This is a genomic window from Prevotella amnii CRIS 21A-A, from assembly GCF_000177355.1.
GTDB lineage: Bacteria > Bacteroidota > Bacteroidia > Bacteroidales > Bacteroidaceae > Prevotella > Prevotella amnii.
In genome coordinates, this window is the sequence record NZ_ADFQ01000098.1 from 1 (window position 1) to 23778 (window position 23778).

17 protein-coding genes, 1 tRNA gene and 1 pseudogene are annotated in these 23778 nt (G+C 34.5%); 18 read left to right on the forward strand and 1 reads right to left on the reverse strand.

Annotated elements, in window-relative coordinates; translation table 11 throughout:
- Nucleotides 1-244 (reverse strand): annotated as a pseudogene (locus tag HMPREF9018_RS09035) (IS1634 family transposase); the annotation flags it as partial.
- Nucleotides 245-760: 516 nt separating this feature from the next.
- Between HMPREF9018_RS09035 and HMPREF9018_RS09040 the strand changes: the two are divergent.
- The 18 genes from HMPREF9018_RS09040 to HMPREF9018_RS09125 all read left to right on the forward strand — a co-directional run bounded on the left by HMPREF9018_RS09040 (nt 761) and on the right by HMPREF9018_RS09125 (nt 23660).
- Nucleotides 761-1468, forward strand: a complete 708-nt coding sequence (locus tag HMPREF9018_RS09040) for an ABC transporter ATP-binding protein (RefSeq protein WP_008450852.1) — start codon at nt 761-763, stop codon at nt 1466-1468.
- A 64-nt stretch (nt 1469-1532) separates the two neighbouring features.
- Nucleotides 1533-2078, forward strand: coding sequence for a hypothetical protein (locus HMPREF9018_RS09045; RefSeq protein ID WP_008450791.1), 546 nt, complete (start codon nt 1533-1535; stop codon nt 2076-2078).
- 58 nt (nt 2079-2136) lie between these two features.
- Nucleotides 2137-4200 carry a methionine--tRNA ligase gene (gene metG, locus HMPREF9018_RS09050; protein WP_008450820.1) on the forward strand — a complete coding sequence of 688 codons (2064 nt, stop codon included), beginning with the start codon at nt 2137-2139 and terminating at the stop codon, nt 4198-4200.
- 246 nt (nt 4201-4446) lie between these two features.
- Nucleotides 4447-5397 (forward strand): bifunctional hydroxymethylpyrimidine kinase/phosphomethylpyrimidine kinase, encoded by a 951-nt coding sequence (locus tag HMPREF9018_RS09055; protein WP_008450855.1) that lies wholly within the window; start codon nt 4447-4449, stop codon nt 5395-5397.
- A 78-nt stretch (nt 5398-5475) separates the two neighbouring features.
- Nucleotides 5476-6351, forward strand: a complete 876-nt coding sequence (pdxS, locus tag HMPREF9018_RS09060; RefSeq protein ID WP_008450803.1) for a pyridoxal 5'-phosphate synthase lyase subunit PdxS — start codon at nt 5476-5478, stop codon at nt 6349-6351.
- Nucleotides 6348-6926 (forward strand): pyridoxal 5'-phosphate synthase glutaminase subunit PdxT, encoded by a 579-nt coding sequence (gene pdxT / locus HMPREF9018_RS09065; protein ID WP_008450814.1) that lies wholly within the window; start codon nt 6348-6350, stop codon nt 6924-6926. Before pdxS ends, pdxT begins: the two co-directional genes overlap by 4 nt.
- A 717-nt stretch (nt 6927-7643) precedes the next feature.
- Entirely contained in the window at nt 7644-10649 is a 3006-nt protein-coding gene (locus tag HMPREF9018_RS09070; protein ID WP_039864813.1) for a SusC/RagA family TonB-linked outer membrane protein, read from the forward strand.
- 2 nt (nt 10650-10651) lie between these two features.
- The gene (locus HMPREF9018_RS09075; protein ID WP_008450826.1) at nt 10652-12238 is read left to right on the forward strand and encodes a RagB/SusD family nutrient uptake outer membrane protein; all 1587 of its coding nucleotides are present in this window, start codon (nt 10652-10654) and stop codon (nt 12236-12238) included.
- Nucleotides 12239-12292: 54 nt separating this feature from the next.
- The gene (locus HMPREF9018_RS09080) at nt 12293-13330 is read left to right on the forward strand and encodes a glycoside hydrolase family 18 (protein ID WP_008450795.1); all 1038 of its coding nucleotides are present in this window, start codon (nt 12293-12295) and stop codon (nt 13328-13330) included.
- A gap of 5 nt (nt 13331-13335) precedes the next feature.
- Nucleotides 13336-14472 (forward strand): DUF1735 and LamG domain-containing protein, encoded by a 1137-nt coding sequence (locus tag HMPREF9018_RS09085; protein ID WP_008450850.1) that lies wholly within the window; start codon nt 13336-13338, stop codon nt 14470-14472.
- A gap of 65 nt (nt 14473-14537) precedes the next feature.
- Nucleotides 14538-15911, forward strand: coding sequence for a BT_3987 domain-containing protein (locus HMPREF9018_RS09090; RefSeq protein WP_039864815.1), 1374 nt, complete (start codon nt 14538-14540; stop codon nt 15909-15911).
- Between the two features lie 116 nt (nt 15912-16027).
- Complete coding sequence (gene argS, locus HMPREF9018_RS09095; protein ID WP_008450827.1) at nt 16028-17848, forward strand: arginine--tRNA ligase; 1821 nt, start codon at nt 16028-16030, stop codon at nt 17846-17848.
- A gap of 41 nt (nt 17849-17889) precedes the next feature.
- The gene (locus HMPREF9018_RS09100; RefSeq protein WP_008450789.1) at nt 17890-18357 is read left to right on the forward strand and encodes an RNase H family protein; all 468 of its coding nucleotides are present in this window, start codon (nt 17890-17892) and stop codon (nt 18355-18357) included.
- 465 nt (nt 18358-18822) lie between these two features.
- Nucleotides 18823-20664, forward strand: a complete 1842-nt coding sequence (locus HMPREF9018_RS09105; protein WP_008450805.1) for an AMP-dependent synthetase/ligase — start codon at nt 18823-18825, stop codon at nt 20662-20664.
- Nucleotides 20665-20691: 27 nt separating this feature from the next.
- A complete protein-coding gene (prfB, locus tag HMPREF9018_RS09110; protein ID WP_008450807.1) occupies nt 20692-21816 on the forward strand; it encodes a peptide chain release factor 2 in 1125 nt (374 codons plus the stop codon).
- Nucleotides 21817-21996: 180 nt separating this feature from the next.
- Nucleotides 21997-22494, forward strand: a complete 498-nt coding sequence (locus HMPREF9018_RS09115; RefSeq protein ID WP_008450812.1) for a CYTH domain-containing protein — start codon at nt 21997-21999, stop codon at nt 22492-22494.
- Between the two features lie 113 nt (nt 22495-22607).
- Nucleotides 22608-23525 carry a ComEA family DNA-binding protein gene (locus HMPREF9018_RS09120; protein ID WP_008450785.1) on the forward strand — a complete coding sequence of 306 codons (918 nt, stop codon included), beginning with the start codon at nt 22608-22610 and terminating at the stop codon, nt 23523-23525.
- A gap of 62 nt (nt 23526-23587) precedes the next feature.
- Nucleotides 23588-23660, forward strand: a tRNA-Pro gene (locus HMPREF9018_RS09125).
- Nucleotides 23661-23778 lie beyond the last annotated feature (118 nt).

Sequence of the window (23778 nt, forward strand, 5' to 3'; positions counted from 1 at the left end):
TAGGAGTAAGTTCGTCAAGACGTTCCTTAAAAAGCGAGGGTGTACTTCTATTTTTGAAGCGTTCGGTAAGAGCGTATACAATTTTTCGAACCTCTACAGCAGTAAGTGAAGGTTCGAACCCGATGTTCAACAAAATTAGCGAATGTACATGACCCTGCACGTCATGATATGACTCCTTGATGCGATAATAAGGAGCCATGTCGCCTGTGGCAGGATTGAATCGTGTCTGTACATTTGCGTGCATTAGTGCAAAGTAACAAAATAATTTTGATATGACTGTGTCCTACAAATCGGTTTTTGCCCCTCGTTACAATACCCTACACTTGATTATCAATCATTTATCAAATTAATACTACACAAAATATCCCGAAAATTTATGAAAAATAATTTTGCCGGTTAAACTTGGGTTAATAAGTTATAGTAGTATGAATTATATATTAAAAAAGTAAGAGTTGTTATATAACTAAAGGTGGCTTATGTAGGAAAGGTTGTGCTATTTTGAAGTGTTAATATATATTGAATGGTACAAAAAACAGGAACAGTCTTATACATGGGATAGCATGTATGCAGGTGTGGAAGTATGTAAATATAAAAATTTGGTAAAGCTGTTGATGTTGGATTATTTTTATATTTATTAAATTAAAAAGTAATAGTCATATTTGCGAAAATAAAAGAATATGATTAATTTCGCAGTTTTAATTCCTTTAAAAGAGGATTCTTTATTATAGGATAAATAAGTTTTTAAAAATATAAAGGTTGTATGCAATTTACTGTTTCACATCTTGATATAGGCTATCAAAGACATTATAATATAATATCTGATATTAATATTGAGATAAATAGTGGCAAATTGACTTGCTTGATAGGTGCTAATGGAGTAGGTAAGTCTACCTTTTTAAAAACTCTTTCAGGCTTTTTGCCAAAGCTAAAGGGTGATATTTTTATTAATAATATTAGTTTATCAGTATTGTCTTGTAAAGAATTAGCACATAAAATAAGTGTAGTACTTACCACAAAGCCAGATATTCAGAATGTAACAGTGGAAGAGGTGATAGGTATGGGCAGATCTCCTTATACAGGTTTTTGGGGGATATTATGCAAGGAAGATAAACAGGTAATAGAAGATTCTATTAATAGAGTAGGTATAAACAGTTTAAAGGGCAGGTTGATAAATACTTTATCAGATGGAGAGATGCAAAAGGTAATGATAGCAAAAGCATTAGCACAGGAAACTCCTATTATTCTTTTAGATGAGCCTACTGCTTTTCTTGATTTTCCTTCAAAGGTAGATTGTTATAAGTTACTTACCAAAGTAGCACATAAGTTAGATAAGATAATATTGCTTTCTACTCATGATATAGATCTTGCTACACACTTTGCTGATATAATATTATATGTATCAAAGACAGGAATAAGAACTGTATCAAGAAAGGAAACTCAAGATTATGTTAAGAACTTACTTGTTTAATGAAGAAAATAGACGTGCATTAAAATAAAAATAGATAGTAAAAAGAACAATAAAAACAAAGAAGATGAAAAATAAAAGATTACAAATAGCCTTCATAATAGGTTTTATGCTGGTGTTGGTGAGTTGTGGTACAAAGCAAAAAGTTATTACTACAAGTGTCAAGGATATACCCCATGATACAGTGGAGAGTGTACTTCCTATTAGTGATGTAATATCTGTAGCAGAAGCTGTAGAGATGTATGAAACGCCTAACCTCATACCTGTTATAACAAAGAAGTATGGATATAAGCTAAAGAAAGGGTATGAGGTATATCGTTTAGACAATTTTTCTAAGATGTATTATAAGAATTGTGTACTTTCTAAGCTACTTACCAAGACTGCTTATGCCGATTATCCTAAACCTTTAGCTAAAGGTGTGTCGAGTTATATTGCGTTTAAAGATGGTGCTATAATTATAGCAGTATTTAACTTACCTGCTTATAATAATCTTGTGGCACAAGTAAAAGCTAATGGTTTTGTACTTGATATGCAAGGCAGTGAAGATATTTATAAGAAAGGTGAGCGTACTATAGCTTGCTATCAGGCAGGTAAAAGTATTAGAATACAATAAGCTTTGCTATTTATTTAAATTGAAGTAACTTTGCAATAGAAACAATAGTAAACCATATATGGAAGAAAAGAAATTTAAACGTACCACTGTTACAGCCGCATTGCCTTATGCTAATGGTGGTGTTCATATCGGTCATCTTGCTGGTGTATATGTTCCTTCAGACATTTATGTGCGTTATCTTCGTCTTAAAAAGCAAGAAGTAATTTTTATAGGTGGATCTGATGAGCATGGAGTGCCTATTACTATTCGTGCAAGAAAGGAAGGTATAACCCCTCAAGATGTGTGCGATAGATACCATAAGATGATAAAAGATTCATTTAATGAGTTTGGTATTTCGTTTGATGTATATAGCCGTACTACAAGCAATGTTCATAATAAGTTTGCAAGCGATTTCTTTAAAAAGCTTTATGAGGACGGTAAGCTGATAGAAAAAGAAGGTGAGCAGCTATACGATGAAAGTGCAAAACAGTTTTTGGCTGATAGATATGTGATGGGCGAATGCCCACATTGTGGTAATCCTAATGCATATGGAGATCAGTGCGAGAAGTGTGGTTCGGATCTTAGTCCTTTGGAATTGAAGAATCCTCGTTCTACAATATCTGGCTCGAAGCCTGTGTTGAAGAATACAAAAAACTGGTATTTACCACTAAATAATTATCAGGAGTGGCTCAAAGAATGGATATTAAAAGAGCATAAGGAGTGGCGTTCTAATGTATATGGTCAGTGTAAGAGTTGGCTGGATATGGATTTGCAGCCACGTGCGATGACGCGCGACTTAGACTGGGGTATACCTGTGCCTGTAAAGGGGGCAGAGGGTAAGGTGCTCTACGTTTGGTTTGATGCTCCCATAGGTTATATTTCTAACACTAAAGAGCTGTGCGATAAAGAGCCAGAACGATTTGGAAATTGGGAAAAGTGGTGGAAAGATCCAGAAACACGTTTGATACATTTTATAGGAAAAGATAATATTGTGTTCCATTGCATAATTTTTCCTATAATGTTAAAGGCACATGGTGGATATATTTTACCAGATAACGTACCTGCTAATGAGTTTTTAAATCTTGAGAATGACAAAATATCTACCAGCAAAAATTGGGCTGTTTGGTTACATGAGTATTTAGTTGATTTTCCGGGTAAGCAAGATGTCTTACGTTATGTATTAACAGCTAACGCACCAGAGACAAAGGATAATAACTTCACATGGAAGGATTTTCAGGAACGTAACAACTCGGAACTGGTGTCTATTTATGGGAATTTCGTTAATCGTGCTTTACAATTAACCAAAAAGTATTGGAACGGTATAGTGCCTCCTTGTGGCGAATTAAAGGATATAGATAAGCAGGTTATTGCCGAATTTAAAGATGTAAAGGAAAAGGTAGAGGCATCTTTAGACGCATTTAAGTTTCGTGAAGCACAAAAAGAGGCAATGAACTTAGCCCGAATAGGTAATCGTTATATAACAGAATGTGAGCCTTGGAAAGTGTGGAAGACCGATCCTAAGCGAGTGGAAACGGTATTGAATATTTCACTGCAATTGGTTGCTAATCTAAGTATAGCCTTCGAACCTTTCTTGCCATTTAGTTCTGCAGAGCTACGTAAGCTTATTAATATGACAACATACGACTGGAGCGAGTTAGGTTCTACCGATCTTCTTAAAGCAGGTCATCAGTTAGCAGAGCCGCATTTGCTCTTTGAAAAGATAGAAGATGATGTTATAGAGGCACAGCTAAAGAAGCTTGAAGCTACAAAAAAGGCAAACGAGGAAGCTAATAGTAAAGCTGCACCAATTAAGGAAAGTGTTTTGTTTGATGAGTTTGAGAAGCTCGATATTCGTGTAGGACACATTGTTAATTGCGAAAAAGTAAAAAAAAGCAAGAAACTATTAAAGTTCAGCATTGATGATGGCTCTGGTACGGAACGTACTATCCTTAGTGGTATAGCTGCTTATTATGAGCCAGAACAGCTTATAGGTAAAGATGTTTTGTTTGTAGCTAACTTCCCTCCACGCAAGATGATGGGCATAGAGAGTCAGGGTATGATACTTTCTGCGGTCAATTTTGATGGTTCGCTTGCTGTAACTACTACACTTAGCAAGGTAAAACCAGGTAGCCAAGTGGGGTAATTGTAACATTGTATGTTTTAATATAGATATGGCGCACCTAATAGATAAGGTGCGTCATATTTTATTTTGAGATTTATTATTTGTTTGATAATTTAATGTGAATTAGTCGAGCTTACATTAAATTATGGGGTTATAGATATGAATGTTTAGTAAAACTTTAGTTTTTTTTGTCAGTTTACAAACGTTACTTGCACATATAAAATATTTATTTTTACTTTGTAAGTATAGTAAAAGAGCTTAATATATATGGCTATTATATTATCCATAACAGGATCTGATGGTACTGGTGGTTCAGGTATTCAGGCAGATATAAAAACTATATCGTCCTTAGGAGGCCGTGCTGTATCGGCTATTACTTCTATAACGATGCAGAACACTTTAGGTATTCAGTCGGTGTACGACTTGCCTGCAGCTGCTGTTCGTGGACAAATAGAGGCAATTATCAATGATGTACAACCAGATACGATGCGTATAGGGTTGGTTCGTAATGCCGAAACCTTAGATGTCGTTGTAGAAACGTTGCAGAAGTATCGTCCTAAATTTGTTGTTTATGACCCTGTTATAACAGCAAGTAATGGAGACGAATTATTATCAGATGATGTTGTAGCATTAATACGCTGCAAGTTGTTACCTTTATGCTCTATTGTAGTGTTAAGAGAACGAGATAAAGAAAAGTTTACTGAAAGGGATTTCTTTGAAGATACGCGTGTTATTGTGCTTGATAATCCGCATGGTCATGGCTTTTCTAATGTTTTTTCATCGGCATTGGCAGTATATCTTAATACAGAAAAGTTAGTAAATAATGCCATTGCTAAAGCTATGGACTATGCTAATACTTTTGTAAAACATGAAGAAAGCCTGATAGGACGCAGTGCGCAACTTTATAACGAGTTCTTAACAGCAGTACAGCAGCATAATGCTACTAATAGAGATGTTGCTTTTTATGCTGATTGCTTAAACGTTTCTCCCACTTATCTTTCGCAGGTAACTCATAAGGTGTCAGGTAAGAATCCTAAGAATATAATAGATAAAGCTTTGACAGAAACTATTTCAAACAGGCTATTATCTACTATGCTTACTATACAAGAGGTAGCGTATAACTTTAAGTTTGGTTCGCAAGCACAGTTTACAAAGTATTTTAAGAAGCAAACCGGACTTACACCAAGTGAGTTTAGAAGGAGAAATAGTAAGCGTTAATGCTTTTTGTGTGCTTTATTATCGCTTACATTTATACACTTTAGAAAGACAGAATAACAATTTAAAATATTTAATAAGATGAGTAACGAAAGACAAACATTAAACCGCAATTTAGCACAAATGCTAAAAGGTGGTGTTATTATGGACGTAACAACTCCTGAACAAGCACGTATAGCAGAGGCCGCTGGTGCTTGTGCCGTAATGGCATTGGAACGTATACCTGCAGATATTCGTGCTGCTGGCGGTGTTAGCCGTATGAGCGATCCTAAAATGATTAAAGGTATACAAGCGGCAGTTACCATTCCGGTAATGGCAAAATGTCGTATAGGTCATATAGCTGAAGCGCAAATTCTACAGGCTATAGAGATAGATTATATAGACGAAAGCGAAGTGCTTTCGCCAGCTGATAATGTTTACCATATAGATAAGACACAGTTTGATGTGCCTTTTGTTTGCGGTGCTCGTAATCTTAGTGAAGCTTTACGCCGAATACAGGAAGGAGCTACTATGATTCGTACTAAGGGTGAGCCGGGCACAGGAGATGTTGTGCAAGCAGTATCACATATGCGCTTGATGCAAGCAGAGATACGCCGCTTAGTAAGTATGTGTGGTGATGAGCTTTTTGAAGCCGCTAAGCAGCTACAGGCTCCTTATGAATTGGTAAAGTGGGTTCATGAAAATGGTAAATTGCCTGTTGTCAATTTTGCTGCTGGTGGTGTGGCTACACCTGCCGATGCTGCTCTTATGATGCAGTTAGGTGCAGAGGGTGTGTTTGTAGGTTCTGGTATTTTTAAGAGTGGTAATCCTGAAAAACGTGCAGCAGCTATAGTTAAAGCTGTTACTAATTATAACGATCCTAATGTATTGGCAGAAATTTCGGAAGACTTAGGTGAAGCTATGGTTGGTATCAATGAGCAAGAAATAGAGGTAATCATGGCAGAACGTGGGCAATGAGAGTAGCAATATTAGCACTTCAGGGAGCTTTTCTTGAGCATGAAGAGATGCTACAACGTTTAGGTGTAGATTTTTTTGAAATACGTAAACTATCAGATTGGCAGCAATCTAAAGATGCTTTAATTATTCCGGGTGGAGAAAGCACTACTATAGGAAAACTTCTTGTCGACTTAGGTTTGCAAACTCCTATCCGAAAGTCGATAGAAGAAGGCTTACCTGTCTTTGGCACTTGTGCAGGATTAATCTTGTTAGCTAAAAACGTTGAAGGCGATAGCGAAAATACGCACACACAGTCTCAGCTTGCTGTAATGGACATAACTGCCATGCGTAACGCTTATGGTCGTCAGTTGGGTAGTTTTTATACCATGGCACCATTTGAGGGAATAGATAAAGATGTTCCTATGACTTTTATACGTGCTCCTTTTATAAAAAAGGTGGGCAGTAAAGTAAAGGTTCTTTCTGTAGTTAATGGTAATATAGTAGCTGCGCGTGAGCGCAATATGCTTGTTACTTCGTTTCACCCAGAGCTTAATAGCGACACACGAATACATCAATATTTTTTAGATATGATATAATACTGTATCGTATATGTAATGATAAAATGTATATACCGTTGTTTGATTTAATATAAATAATAGTATTTCACATAGCAAACTATGACCTGTTTCCTTGCAAAAGCTGATGCTTAGTGTGAGGAAATGGGTTTTTATTTATAGAAAAATAAATTAAAAATAGACAAAAAATAAATTAAAAACATACTAAAAATAACCTAATTTTAATAATAATAGATATTGTTTTTATGTTTAATATCTTATCTTATGCCGTTATAAACATTATTTTTAGTATGTAAGAAAGTGTTTTTTATAGTTGTTTTGTCTTATAATAAAAAGGCAAAGCAAGAAAAATAATCTTTAGATACCATTAAAAATGCTTATAGCAGTATTATGGAATAGTGTAAAAAAAAAATAGTTTTAAAAATATAATATTTTTTTACTTCGTTTGGGTATAAATAATTATCTTTGCATCGAATTAGAAACATTATAATTAAAAACCCTTTTACCTAAATAAAAAGAATGTTACTTTATGGGATAAAGTAGTATGAGGCGTATATAGATATGTCTTGTTATTGCGGTTCCATTAATATATTTAAATTATACAATTTTACAAACGATATTTTATTAGTTTAATCCTAAAATAGTAGTATGATTAAAGATCTATTCAATTTTTCGTATTCAAAAGTTCGGAGGATAAAGAAAGTTTTCATAGCTTTTGCTGTAATGTTTTCTTTGTCAATGTCGGCTAATGCGCAGACAAACAATGTTACAGGTAAGGTTATCGATACCTCTGGCGAGCCGCTCATTGGTGTAACTGTTAAGGTAAAGGGAACAAATAAAGTTGCCGTTACCGATTTAGATGGTATGTTTTCCATAAAAGCTAATAATGGGGACATATTAGAGTGTTCTTATATTGGTTATCTGTCAAAGGAGCAAAAAGTAGTGGCAGGTACACAGAGCATATTGCTGAAAGCGGATACCAAAGAGCTTAATGAGGTAGTTGTTACGGCTCTTGGTATAAAGCGTGAGCAGAAAGCTTTAAGCTATAATGTGCAGCAGGTCAAAGGAGATGATATGTTGAAAAACAAAGATGCTAATTTTATTAATTCTTTGAATGGTAAGGTTGCAGGTGTAAATATTAATACATCTTCTTCAGGTATAGGCGGAGCGTCAAAGGTGGTGATGCGAGGAACACGAAGTATAGAGCAAAGTAGTAATGTCTTATATGTAGTTGATGGTATTCCTATGTTTAACCAAGGAGAAGAAGGTGGTTCTGAGTTCGATTCTAAAGGTGTTACAGAAGCAATTGCGGACATTAATCCAGCAGATATTGAGTCGATGTCAGTGCTTACAGGTGCTGCAGCTGCAGCTTTATATGGTAATCGTGCATCAAATGGTGCTATTATCATTACAACAAAGAAAGGAAATGTAGGAAAGACCGAATTTACAGTAAGTCAGACAACAGAGGTAGCAACAGCTTTTCGTTTACCAAAATTTCAAAATCGTTATGGTACTGGTAGTAGTATTCATGATAATGGTACAGATTCTTATAGCTGGGGAAAGCTGCTTAATGAAGCTAATTATCAGGGATATGACCCTTTAAAGGATTTCTTAAAAACAGGTATTATAACAACAGAAGGCTTTACACTTTCTACAGGAACTAAGACTAACCAAACGTTTTTTTCGGCTAATGCTTTAAATAGTAGTGGAATAATCCCAAACAATCATTATAATCGCTATAACTTTTCTATTCGTAATACAAGCAAATTGCTTGATAATAAAATGACATTAGACTTAGGAGCAAGTTATATTATACAAAACGATCGCAATATGACTAATCAGGGTGTTTATGGTAATCCTTTGCTAACAGCTTACCTATATCCACGAGGTAACTCAAATGAGAGCATGAAGATGTATGAACGTTGGGATAGTCAGCGTGGTATATATGTACAGAATTGGGGTAATCTTCTTAGTGAATATGTTGGTCAGAATCCTTATTGGGTAGCGTATCGTAATGTTCGTACTAATAAAAAATATCGTTATATGTTTAATGCAGGTATTAGCTACATGTTAAATGATTGGTTAAGTGCCAGTGCTCGAATACGTATAGATAATGCTACGAACTCTTATGAAGTAAAAAATTATGCAACAACTAATCGTACTTTAGCAGGGGTTAATGGCTCGTATGCCTTGCGTAATACAGATAATAAGCAGACTTATGGCGATATGATGATAAATGCCAACAAAAGTTTTTTACATGACAAGTTATCTTTATCAGCCTTTTTAGGTGCATCTATTTCAGATATTAAGCAATGTGGTTTTGGTAATGATGGTTCCATTCGAGAGGATCTTATTCCAAATGTCTTTAATATTTACCAGTTAGATGGTAAGACAGAAAAGAAAATACAAGAAGGTTATCATGACCAAACAAAATCGTTATTTGGAAGTATGGAAATAGGTTTGGCTAATCAGCTTTACCTTACAATTACAGGACGTAATGATTGGCCATCAATGTTGGCAGGTCCACACTCTAATACCTCTTCTTTCTTTTATCCTTCTGTAGGAACATCATGGATAGTTTCAGAGACTTTTAAATTGCCAAAACAGATAAATTATTTAAAGGTGCGTGGGTCTTTTGCAAAAGTAGGTATTCCTTTTCCAAGATGGTATGCTAACCCTGTATATGAATGGGATAATAATAATAAACAATGGAAAACACAGACCATTTATCCTATTTATAATTTAAAACCAGAAACAACAAACTCTTTGGAGTTTGGTTTGCAAACAAAGTTGTTTAATCATTTCAATCTCGATGTTACTTATTATGTAACACGCACTTATAATCAAACCTTTAATCCAGATATTTCTGTGTCGTCAGGATATAGTGCCTTATATATACAGACTGGAGACGTGTCTAATAAAGGTATAGAACTGTCTTTAGGATATAATAAGAAATGGGGAAATTTCGTATGGTCTACTAACTATACTTTATCAGCTAATAAGAATAAGATAAATGAGCTGGTACGTAATTATGTACATCCAGAGACAGGAGTTATAATAAATAAAGACCGTTTGGTTATGGGTGGTTTAGGTAATGCTAAATTTATATTAAAAGAAGGAGGAACTTTAGGCGATCTTTATTCTACTGTAGATATCAAACGCGATAGTGAAGGGAAAGTGTATGTAGATAATAATGGTACTGTTTACCGTGATAATAATGTAGGAGAGATATACCTCGGGTCAGTATTACCTAAGAGCAATATGGCTTGGCGCAACGATTTCAGTTATAAAGGTTTTAATTTTGGCTTTATGATAACTTCGCGTTTCGGAGGTATTGTTTATTCAGCTACACAAGCTACTTTAGATAAGTATGGTGTATCAGAATCTTCTGCAGCAGCACGTGATAAGGGTTATGTGTTAGTAAATGGTGAAGATAGAATCTCTCCAGAGGCTTGGTATTCGGCAATCGGACAAGCTGATGGCATTCCACAATATTATACTTATAGTGCTACAAATATTCGTTTACAAGAAGCTATCTTTGGATATACATTTAAGAAGAAACAACTCTTTGGATTAGGAGAGTTATCTTTGTCTATAGTGGGGCGTAACTTGTTGTTTTTATATTGTAAGGCTCCTTTTGATCCTGAATCTATTGCTACAACAGGCAACTATTATCAAGGTATTGACCGTTTTATGACGCCAAGTACAAGAAATATAGGTTTTAATGTGAAACTTAAATTTTAATTATGAAAATGAAACATATTATAGTATATTTATTAACCGTAGCCACTGGGGTTTTTATAACTGCATGTACAGATGGATATGAAGCAATGAACAGAAACCCTTATGGGGTAGATAGTAAAGAGATGCAGCGCGAAGGGTATAGCTTAAGTTCTGCTATGGTCAATTTATCTGATTGGGCTATTCCTGCTGATATTAATACTTTACAATTTACAGATTGTTTAGGTGGTGGTACTATGGGAGGGTATTTGTCTGATAGTAATTCGGGATTTAATAATAAAAACTTTTCTACATTTGTTCCAGAAGATGGTTGGAGCGCATCTTTGTTTAAAGATATTATACCTAAAGTTTTTGTTAATGTTAAAAAAGTAAGTGAGCAGATGATAGATCCTGTAACAAAAGATACTATCAATCCTGTACCAATAGCTGTAGCAGACATTGTTAAGGTGTTGGCTATGCAACGTATCACAGATGCTTATGGACCTATACCTTATTCAAAGATAGGTCAAAATGGAGAGATTAAGGCACCTTATGATACACAGAAAGATATATATAATAAAATGTTTGAGCAGCTAAATTCTGATATAGAAGTATTGACAAAACATCAAACAGAGGATTTTTCACCAAAAGCTGATCATGTTTATGAAGGTAAGGTGATAAAATGGATTCGTTTAGCAAACTCATTAAAGCTAAGAATGGCTATGCGTATTGTAAACGTGGAGCCTAAAAAAGCGAAGGAAATGGCAGAAAGTGCTGTCAATCATTCTATAGGAGTGATGCAAGATAATAGTGATAATGCGTTTTATAAACAAGCAGGTAAAAATCCTTTTTATGTAGTAATGTATGAATATAATGGTGGAGATTCACGTGTGAATGCTAATATTATAACCTTTATGAATGGGTATAAAGATCCTAGACGTGAAGCTATGTTTACAAAATCAACATTAGATGGTGCTAATAATGAATATATAGGTTTGCGTAGCGGTATTACTATTCCAGATGCAGATGTGGCACATGCTTATTCTAATTATAAAGTTAAGGTCAATACACCCATAATGTGGATGAATGCAGCAGAAGTAGCTTTCTTGAAAGCAGAAGGTGCTTTGCGCGGGTGGAAAATGGGAAGTGCTACTGCTAAAGAGCTTTATAATAAAGGAATAAAATTGTCATTTGAGCAATGGCAGGTATCAGGCGCAGAGAGTTATATGAACGATAGCGAAAATACGCCAGCTTCTTACATTGATCCAGCAGGTACTTATAGTTTTAGTAAAGTACCTTCTGATATAACAATAAAATGGGAAGATGGAAATTTTAAGAAGAGTTTAGAGCGTATTATTACACAAAAGTGGATAGCTAATTTCCCTTTAGGGCATGAAGCTTGGTCTGAATTTCGTCGTACAGGATACCCTAAGTTAATGCCAGCAGTAGTAAATCTTAGTGCGGGAACTGTTGATAGCAATAGAGGAGCACGTCGCATGATGTACCCTAAGTCTGAAAACAGCAATAATAAGCAAAACTATGAGAAAGCTTTACAATTACTTGGAGGAGCTAACTCACAAGGTATAGATGTCTGGTGGGCTAAGAAAAATTAAAGTTTATATATGGTATTTGTGCTATAAAAACAAATAAAAATTAAGAATAAAAATATGAAATATATTACATTTTCCATGGTTTGTTTGTCTATTGCTATTACTTTTACTTTTTGTTCTTGTAATACAGATGTTGAAACGATAAAGATAAATGAGCCAGAGATATCAACGCAAAACGCTAAATTATATGATAATTATCTTACTAAGCTACGTGATTATAAAGCAAGTAAGCATAAAATAGCAATGGCTTGGTTTGATAATAGTCATTTATATCCTAACTCACAAGGACAGCAAATTAAAGCTATTCCAGATAGTATAGATTATATTGTTCTTACAAATCCTTATTCTATAAATAAGGATAATTTAGAAAATATGATAAAACTGCGTGAAAAAAAATCAATGAAGTTTTTATATGAGATTAGTTTTGAAAAGATAAAAGCTGTTTATACACTTCAAAAAAAAGCCTTTTTTGAGGTCCCTGGAAATAAAAATAAAAAATATAAAAGTTTTAATGATTATCTAACTGATTCTGTAAAAATATCGTTTGACATCTGTAGCAAGTATAATTATGATGGGATTGTTATAAGTTATAATGGTAAGTTTAAACTTTATATGGAGGATTCTGATAAAAAACTTTTATCAGAATGGGAAAATAACTTTATTGGTATGGCTATGAATTGGGCTAAGAAACATATCGATAAAACTTTAATCTTTCAAGGCAAACCTCAAAATGTTATAAATAAAGAAATATTCAAGTTATCTAAATACATTATTATTCCGTGTTTTGAGGAAGTTTCAGAAGCAGGTGTAATGAAGTGTATTAATAGCGCAGTAGTTGAAGGAGTTCCTTTGAATAAATTTTTACCTGCTGTAATGATGTATACTTTTGATGCTACAGATAGTAAAACAGGTTATTGGGTAGGGAAAAAATATGCCGTATTAGGTGCTGCAAAGTGGGCTTCTGCTCAGCATGAATTATATGATATAGCAGGATTAGCTATGATAAACATAAATTCAGATTACTATCACCCGAGTTTTACTTATCCTGTTGTGAGAAAAGCTATTAACATATTGAATCCTTCTATTAAAAACTAAAGATTATGAAGAAGTTTATTAAATATTTACCTTTGATAGTATTGTTGTTTGTAGCTTGTCAGAATGACAAAGAGGAATACTTTACCAATAAGTGTTTTATTGATGCAAAATCAATGATTAATGAGACTATCATAAAGGGTACAATTGGAGATGTGGCAAAGACTTTGAATTTATCATTAGCTCGTCCTGCTGAATATAAAGTTAATGCAGAGTTTGTGGTAGATCCTTCTATAGTAAATACTTATAATAAATCTTATTATGCTAATGCCGTTATATTGCCAAATAAATGTTATGAAGTAGTTAAAGGGAAAGTAACCGTAGGAGTTAATTCGGTAAAATCGACAGATGCGATATTTAAATTTAAGAATTTAAGTTCTTTAAATCGTGATTTAATTTATGTATTACCAATAACAGTAAAAACTGACGATATAGCTTTGTTGTCATCAAGTAAGCATTATTACTATGTATTCCGAGCAGGAGCATTAATTAATGTAGTAGCTGATATTAATAAGAATTATCTAACAGTAAATTGGAAAACTGCATCTGATGTAGAACAAATGCAGAAAGTAACTTTAGAGGCTCTTATAAAAGTGCGTGATTTTAGTCGTTTAATAACAACTGTAATGGGTATTGAAGGTCAGTTTTTATTTCGTATAGGAGATGCTGATAGGAAAGGTAATCAAATTCAGATAGCTACTAATTCTGGGAATTTCCCAGCCCCAGATGCTTCTAAGGGATTACCTATTAACAAATGGATACATGTTGCGATGACTTATGATAAACAGTCTCAAGAAATGATTATTTATGTTGATGGAAAAGAACAATCTAAGGTAAACGCTGGTATTATAAACGTTAATCTTAATGGCTTTGGTGATCGTGCTTTTTTTATAGGAAAGTCTTATGATAATGGACGCTATTTAGATGGTTGGATCTCGGAGGTACGTGTATGGAAAGTTATTCGTACAAAAGAAGAAATATCATCTCATATTTATTCAGTAGATCCTAAAACTGATGGGCTTGTTGCTTATTGGAAGTTTGATGAGCCTTCAGGAAATATAGTAAAAGATGTTACAGGTAATGGTAATGATGCTATTGCTAATAGTAATCTGTCATGGTTAAATGTTTCTCTTCCTGAGAAATAAACGTGAAAGACGTATTACTAATTTATAAAATCATTCATTATCATAAAGATAAAAATAAAAAAAACATGAAAGCAAATATTATAAAAATTATTATATTATCTTCTTTTATAGGAGTTTTTGCAACATCTTGTTCGAATAGTGTTGAATTACCTAGATTAGATGAGAAACGATATGTTAGTTCTGAAAGACCTTTAAGTTTTATAACGGATAAGTATGGGGCTTCTGAAGTAGACTCAATTATCTTTAATAATAAAGGTAAAACAGATATGTATGTTAATCTTAATAGTTCTGCTACAGATGTTGCGAAGTTTACTATAGTTTATAATGCTTCTGTACTTGAGCAGTATAATAAGAAGCATGGAACTAAATATGAAATAATGCCTAAGGAATTGGTGTCTATTGCTACAACGGCTAAGATTCTAAAGGGTGAAGATAAGTCTACGGCAATATCAGTTGCTTATAAGACTTCAGAGCATTTGAAAGAAAATAGCACTTATGCTATACCGTTGTCTATTAACAGTGATAACGGTATAGGTATATCAGAAAGAGGTAATTTTATTCTTTTGGTTCGCGATATTTCTAAGATGCCTAATTGTCATAAGGCACAGCCTTTTATTAATATATCAATGCCTGAGGTAAATGATTCTAATCCTCTTAATGCTCTTTGTTTTACTTTAAAAAATAGTAAGAAATATTTTTTTGATCAGGTAGTGCTTTTTTCTGGCAATATCAATTATAATGAAGAGACTGGGGAGGTTTATAATAAGAATAATGAGAATGTACAACATTTACTTGATTATAAGGAGAAGTATATAGATCCTTTACGTGAAAAAGGAATAAAGGTTATTATGGGTATTTTGCCTAACCATGATCGTGCAGGCATAACTAATTTATCAGAAGAAGGTGCTAAAGCCTTTGCTCGCAATATGAAGGCTATGTGTGATGCTTATGATTTAGATGGCGTGTTTCTGGATGATGAATATGGTAACGAGGGAGATTATCCTGGCTTTGAGCGGTCTAATGTTTATGCAACTTCACGTTTATGTTATTATTTAAAGGAGTATTTAGGTCATAATCGCTTAGTTGAGGTTTATGTATATAGTCGTACAGGTTCATTGGTGCCAGTTAATGGTAAAAAGCCAGGTGAATTTATCGATTTTGCTATACAAGATTATGGCAGATATAGTGATTTGAGTTATAATTATCCTGGTTTAAGTAGAAGAGGCATGATACAAGCTTCTAATGAATGCTCAAGGAATTATTATACTTCCAATTATTATGCTCAAGATATTGTATCTAAGGGATATGGTGGAACTATGTGGTTTGGATTTGATCCCAGTCTTTATCGTATGAATATAAATGCGATGCAGACTATTGCCCGTAGTTTTTATAATGATGACATAGTGTATGATAATAAGCCTTTTCGTAAAGATTGGTAATTATATTTATATGCTATTATAATGAATAAGGGGGCATATCCTTTGTATTTGCTTTTATATTTAGCTGAATTTCTATACCTTTGCAGTATTGAAATATCATAAATATACATATAGATATGAATATAGAACATCAGATAACAGTTGCTGCATTGTCAGCCATTAAATTTTTATATGGTGTAGAAGTGCCAGATAGCATGGTGCAGCTACAGAAGACTCGTACTAATTTTGAGGGTAATCTTACTCTTGTAACTTTTCCATTGCTTAGAATATCTAAGAAGAGTGTAGAGCAAACAGGTCAGGAAATAGGCGAGTATCTTTTGGCAAACTGTACGGCTGTTGCTTCTTATAATGTGGTAAAGGGTTTTTTAAACCTTGTAATATCTTCGAAGGCATGGATAAGTTTGCTTAATGATATTAGTTCTAAAGATAAGTTTGGCGAAAAGGAAATTACAAAAGAGAGTCCTCTTGTAATGGTAGAATATTCTTCTCCAAACACAAATAAGCCTCTTCATTTAGGCCATGTTCGTAATAATCTTTTAGGTTGGTCGTTAGCAAGGATAATGGAAGCTAATGGTAATAAGGTTATAAAGACTAATATTGTTAATGATAGGGGTATTCATATATGCAAATCTATGCTTGCTTGGTTAAAGTGGGGTAATGGAATTACTCCGGAAGAGTCAGGTAAGAAAGGCGATCATCTTATAGGCGATTTCTATGTAGCTTTCGATAAGCATTATCGTATGGAGCTAAAAGAGCTTACAGAGAAGTTTCTTGCTGATGGGTTATCTGAAGAAGAGGCTAAGTTGAGAGCAGAGAAGGAGTCGCCATTGATGAAAGAGGCTCACGAAATGCTTGTTAAATGGGAAGCTAATGACCCTGAAGTGCGTAGCCTTTGGGCTAAGATGAACAGTTGGGTATATGCTGGCTTTGATGAAACTTATAAAGCTTTAGGCGTAAGTTTTGATAAAATATATTATGAGAGTAATACTTATCTTGCTGGTAAGAAGAAGGTAGAAGAAGGCTTAGCCAAGGGGCTTTTTATCCGCAAAGATGATAATTCTGTCTGGGCAGATTTAACAAATGAAGGTTTAGATCAGAAATTATTGCTTCGTGCAGATGGTACATCTGTATATATGACACAAGATATAGGAACGGCTCAGATGCGTTTTACTGATTATCCTATAGATAAGATGATTTATGTTGTAGGTAATGAGCAGAACTATCATTTTCAGGTGCTTTCAATACTTTTGGATCGTTTAGGTTTTAAATGGGGTAAAGATCTTGTTCATTTCTCATATGGCATGGTAGAGTTGCCTAATGGTAAGATGAAAAGCCGTGAAGGGACTGTGGTTGATGCCGATGACTTGATAGAGTCGATGATAGCGAATGCTAAAAAGTTAAGTGAGGATAAGGTAAATAAGCTTGAAGGTATTACTGAAGAGGAGAAAAACGAAATAGCTCGTATCGTAGGCTTGGGAGCTTTGAAATATTTCATATTAAAGGTAGATGCACGTAAGAATATGTTGTTTAATCCTGAAGAATCGATAGATTTTAATGGTAATACGGGTCCTTTCATACAATATACTTATGCGCGTATTCGTAGTATATTGCGTAAGGCAGAAGCACAACATATATCTATACCAAAGATGCTTTCCGATAAATCTCCTTTAAATGAAAAGGAGATAGCCCTTGTGCAGAAGCTAAATGAGTTTGGTTCTACAGTAGCACAAGCAGGTGTAGACTATAGTCCTAGTGGTATAGCTAATTATTGCTATGAGCTTACAAAGGAGTTTAACCAGTTTTATCACGATTATAGCATTCTTGGAGCCGATACAGATGCGGAAAAGATTACACGCTTAGTTATAGCAAATAATGTGGCTAAGATTATTAAGAATGGTATGTCTTTGCTTGGCATTGAGGTGCCAGAACGTATGTAGGATAAAATGAATAAGGATAATTAGCGGAAAATAAAATTTATATGAGCGTTATTATAAATCCTCCTGATTATAGACATGACACGGTGTTGCCTTTACCAATAGAGGTAAAGGCGGCGGCGTGGGCTGTAGATGCAGCTTGCTCGGGTAATCCTGGTAAGATGGAATATCGCGGGATAGACCTTGCTACAGGGCAGCAACTCTTTCATTTCGGACCAATAAAGGGGACTAATAATATAGGTGAATTTCTAGCCATAGTACATGCTTTAGCCTTAATGGAGAAGCATAAAATAGCAGATAAGATTATATATAGCGATTCGTATAATGCCATTCTTTGGGTAAATAAAAAGCGATGCAAAACTACTTTATTACGTAGCTCTGAAACCGAAGAGGTGCTTAATATGGTAAAAAGAGCTGAATTGTGGCTTAGAGATCATACTTTTCGTGTGCCTATAGTGAAGTGGGAAACAAGAAGTTGGGGCGAAATACCTGCCGACTTTGGTAGAAAGTAGTCTTAAATTAATGTTTTTTTTTTAGACTTTAGTTTTTGTTTTTTTTTTGTCATACATGTCTTTTAATATATAAAAGTATATCATTTTAGAAACGAAAACATAAACCATTAAACGGAAAAATAATTTATTTTTATTATATTTTTAATTTATTTTTGAGGTAAAAATAACCTATTTTTCTTTTTTCAAACATATACTTTTCTTATACTTACTCTTACCTTTTTCTTTCTAAAACATTATCTATTAATACAAGAAAGTTAGTTGTGAACGGATAATTCTTAAAAACTTATTAAGATTGTAGCTAATTAGATAATGATATTCTCTTATAACTTTAAAGCTAATTTATTTCTTATTCTGACTAATATTTCTTATTTTTGCAAAAGCTATAGGTTATAAATATTATATTTTTTTATCTATTGCATAAAAGGTCTTGATTAAAAATAAGTATCACATAAACGTTATAAAACAATGCAAGCAAGATGTCACCTATCTGTTCTTATTCACGAGCAGGCAAAGAAATTTGGTGAGAAGCCAGTTCTTAAATTTAAAGAATTTGGTGGGACTGACTGGAAAACGGTAGATTGGAATCAGTTTTCTACCCGTGTGAAAGAGGTGTCTAATGCACTACTTAATCTGAATGTTAAGCCACAAGAAACTATAGGTGTGTTTGCGCAGAACTGTGTAGAGTATCTATATACAGAGTTTGGGGCGTATGGTATACGTGCAATAAGTATTCCGTTTTATGCTACCAGCTCTGAGCAACAGATACAATATATGATACAAGATGCATCTATAAAATATCTTTTTGTAGGTGAACAGGAGCAATATGATAAGGCACACCGTATCTTTCCACTATGCCCAACACTTGAGCGTATTATTGTTTTTGATAAAAATGTGCGTATTAGTACACACGATCCTAATGCGCTTTATTTTGAAGACTTCCTAAAAATAGGTGCTAATTTGCCAAGACAGTCAGAGGTAGAGAACTTATGGCGAGAGGCTTCTTTAGATGATATTTGTTGTATTTTATATACAAGTGGCACAACAGGTGATAGTAAGGGTGTTATTCTAACGTATAAGATGTTTGATGCAGCTATGGAAGCTAATGGCCGTTGTGTGCCTCTTACAGAGCATGATAAGGTTATTAATTTTTTACCTTTTACTCATGTCTTTGAGCGCGGTTGGGCTTATCTTGCTCTAACTTTTGGTACGGAGCTAATAGTGAATACCGATCCTAAGGATATTCTCACATCAATGAGGCAAACAAACCCTACATGTATGGCAGCAGTGCCACGTTTTTGGGAGAAGGTATATATTGCAGTAAAGGATCGTATGGATAGTTCTAACATCTTACAACGTAGGTTGTTTTATAAGGCTTTGCATATAGGTCGTAGTCGTAATGTCTTTTATAAGTCTAAGGGAAAGAGAGTTCCTTTAGGCTTGGAGCTTAAATATAGGTTCTATAATTCCACTGTATTAAGTTTAGTTCGAAAGCAATTAGGACTTCTTAATCCAAATATTTTTCCAACAGCAGGCGCGTATGTATCTCCAGAGATAGAAGAGTTTGTGCATAGTATTGGTATAGATATGATCGTGGGCTATGGCTTAACAGAGAGCTTAGCTACTGTGAGTTGCGACCATAAAGGTAAACCTTATACTATAGGTTCTGTGGGGCGTCCTATCCATAGCATTGAGATACGTATAGGTAAGGATAGCGAAGTGTTATTGAAAGGTCCTACAATAACCCCGGGTTATTACCATCGCGATGCTATAACAGCAGCAGCTTACGATAAAGATGGATTTTTTCATACAGGAGATGCAGGATATTTAAAAGATGGCGAATTATTTTTAACAGAACGTATAAAGGACTTATTCAAGACCTCAAACGGTAAATATATAGCTCCGCAAATGGTAGAGGGAATGTTGCTTGTAGATAAGTTTGTAGAGCAAGTGGCAATAATAGCCGATCAGCGTAAGTTTGTTTCTGCACTTATTGTACCAGATTTTCGCTTGTTGGAGCAGTGGGCAAAGGAGCATAATATTAGTTTTTCTAGCAGAGAGGAGCTTTGTGCAGACAAACGTGTCAATGATATGATGCGCGATCGTATAGAAACTCTTCAGCAACATCTGGCACAGTATGAACAAATAAAGCGTTTTACTTTGTTAGCACATCATTTTTCTATGGAGAGTGGTGAGCTTACAAATACATTAAAATTAAAGCGTTCTGTAGTGATAAAGAATTTCTCCAATATTATTAATGCTATGTATGAAGAAACAGATCTTACCAACACTACCTCTTCATTAGTATAAATATAACGGAGTTAATATAAAAGTTATATGATAACATCCGATCAATTAAAAGATATACTTTCGCGTGTCGAGTCTTTAAAACGTTATTTAGGTATTGATAAGAAACGTATAGAGTTTGAAGAAGAACAGCTTCGCACACAAGCTCCTGATTTCTGGGAGAGTCCAGATTATGCTCGTCAGCAGATGAAAAAGGTAAAGGAGATAGAGCGATGGGTGAAAGGTTATGATAAAGCTAAAGCACAAGCAGAGGAGTTGCAATTAGCTTTCGATTTCTATAAAGACAAACTTGTTACTGAAGACGAGGTTGATACTATGTATAATAAAGTAGTTTCAACCATTGAAGATTTAGAGTTAAAGAATATGCTTCGTCAGGAAGAGGATCCTATGGAGTGTGTTATGAAGATTAATTCTGGTGCTGGAGGTACAGAAAGTCAAGACTGGGCAGAGATGCTTATGCGTATGTATATGCGATGGGGAGAAGCTCATGGTTATAAAGTAACAATATCTGATATTCTTTCAGGAGATGAGGCAGGTATTAAGAGCGTTACAATGAAATTTGAATCGGGTGAGTATGCGTATGGTTATTTGAAGAGTGAGAATGGAGTACATAGATTGGTTAGAGTAAGTCCGTTTAACGCTCAAGGTAAGAGAATGACCAGTTTTGCATCTGTTTTCGTTACACCATTAGTCGATGATACCATAGAGGTATATGTTGATCCTGCTCGTGTGAGTTGGGATACTTTCCGTTCAAGTGGTGCAGGAGGACAAAATGTTAATAAAGTGGAGTCCGGAGTAAGGTTGCGCTATCAATATGAAGATCCAGATACAGGAGAAAAGGAAGAGATATTAATAGAAAACACAGAAACACGCGATCAGCCAAAGAATCGTGCAAAGGCAATGCAACTTCTTAAATCGCAGCTATATAATCGTGAGATGAAGAAGCGTATGGAGGCACAAGCTAAAGTAGAGGCAGCAAAGAAGAAGATAGAATGGGGTAGCCAAATACGTAGTTATGTCTTTGATGATAGGCGTGTTAAAGATCATCGTACTAATTATCAAACTTCTGATGTTGAAGGAGTGATGAACGGAAAGATAGACGATTTTATAAAAGCATATCTGATGGAGTTTCCAACAGAAGAGCAAAACATATAGTATAACAATCTTTTAAACCATGTAACTATGAATAATTCCAAGAATTTAAGAAAAAAACAGCGTGCTAAACAACAGGAAAAGCAAGGTAAAACGGTAATATTAGGTATTGCTATAGTATTGTTGTTATTATGTATTATTATCTTATTAATCTCTTTTAGATAAACATTTTAGTGTTGATTTATGAGTGGGATAGAGATAGAACGCAAGTTTTTAGTGCATAAAAATTATGACTGGAAAGCTTTAGCACATAGCTGTATGCATATTAAGCAAGGTTATTTTGCTTCTGTAAACACAGTGCGTGTGCGAGTATGTGATAATAAAGCTTTCCTCACCATTAAGGGTCCATCACGTAATGGAGGCTTATCTCGTTATGAGTTTGAGAAAGAAATATCCATGGAAGAGGCTAAAAACTTATTGTATCTTTGTGATGTAGGTATAATAGATAAGCATCGTTATCTAATAAATTATGCAGGACATACATTTGAAGTAGATGAGTTTCATGGAGATAATGAAGGGTTAGTAATGGCAGAAGTAGAACTAAGTAACGAGAAAGAATATTTTGATAAACCATCTTTTATAGGCTTAGAGGTTACAGGAGATCATCGTTTTTATAATTCGCACATGCGTAGAAATCCTTTTAAGTTATGGAAAGATAGTTTAGAAGAAGAGTATCAATAAAGCAAGAAAAGCTGTTTGCAAATAAGTTTTTTTTATTTTTTTCTTTAAGAAGCATTTGAAAATAAAATCCTTTTTTTTACCTTCATCGCTCTGATCGTAGAGCTGTAATTTTCTTGGTAGCATTATTTTTGCTATCAGGTGTTATTATTTATTTTATTGGTAATAGATATTCTTATACTTCCGATGATAGAAAGAGCGATTCTATTGTAGGTATATCTGCTTCAGGTACAGATATACATTCTAATAATTATCAGTTAGAACGATTAGCAAACACTAAACATTTTACGTTTGATCCTAATACAGCAGACAGCGTAACGTTACGAAAATTAGGACTATCTCCCTTCCAAATACGTAACATATACCGTTATAGAGCTAAGGGTGGAGTATATCATGCACCTGAAGAGTTTGCTAAGATTTATGGTATGACCAGAAAACAATATCAAGAGCTTGCTCCTTTTATACGTATAAGCGACGACTTTCTTCCTGCATCAACATTAGCTTCTGTGCGTGCTTATCAAGAGCGTAAGGCCGAACGGCAACATCAGACAATGGAAGCTCTTAGAGCTTTTAAAGCTAATGATAAGTATCATGCCTATAAAGAGTATGATCGCGACACGATACGTTATCCTATTAAGATTAAGTTGGGGCAGAAAATTAATCTTGCTAATGCAGATACAACCTTATTAAAGAAAGTTCCGTGTATAGGATCTGGTTGGGCTAAGGCTATCGTTTCATACGGAAAACGTTTAGGAGGATATGTTGCTGTGGGTCAATTGAAGGAGATTGATAACTTTCCAGAAGAGGCATTACCTTTCTTTGAGGTAAAAGGAGTGCATACAGAAAGGTTAAATCTAAATAAGTTAACTTTGTCTCAGCTACGCAAACACCCTTATATTAACTTTTATCAGGCTCGTGCTATATGCGATTATCGTCGTCTAAAGGGAAGACTAACATCGCTTTCTCAGTTGCGTTTGCTTAAAGATTTTCCGCAAGATGCTATCTTACGGCTTGAACCGTATGTATGTTTTTAGCTTATTTCTTGCATCTTATCTTTTCTTTTCCAACTAATCTTACTACCTTTGCCTTATCAATTCGGGATGTGGCGCAGTTGGTAGCGCACTACGTTCGGGACGTAGGGGTCGCCAGTTCGAGTCTGGTTATCCCGACAAATTATCTTTATTTGTTGTAATATTTTCCCAAATGGGAATAACAAAAAGGACTGATACTTCGAGAGAAGTATCAGTCCTGATTTATAGAAGTTGATAGAAGTTTTATTATATATAA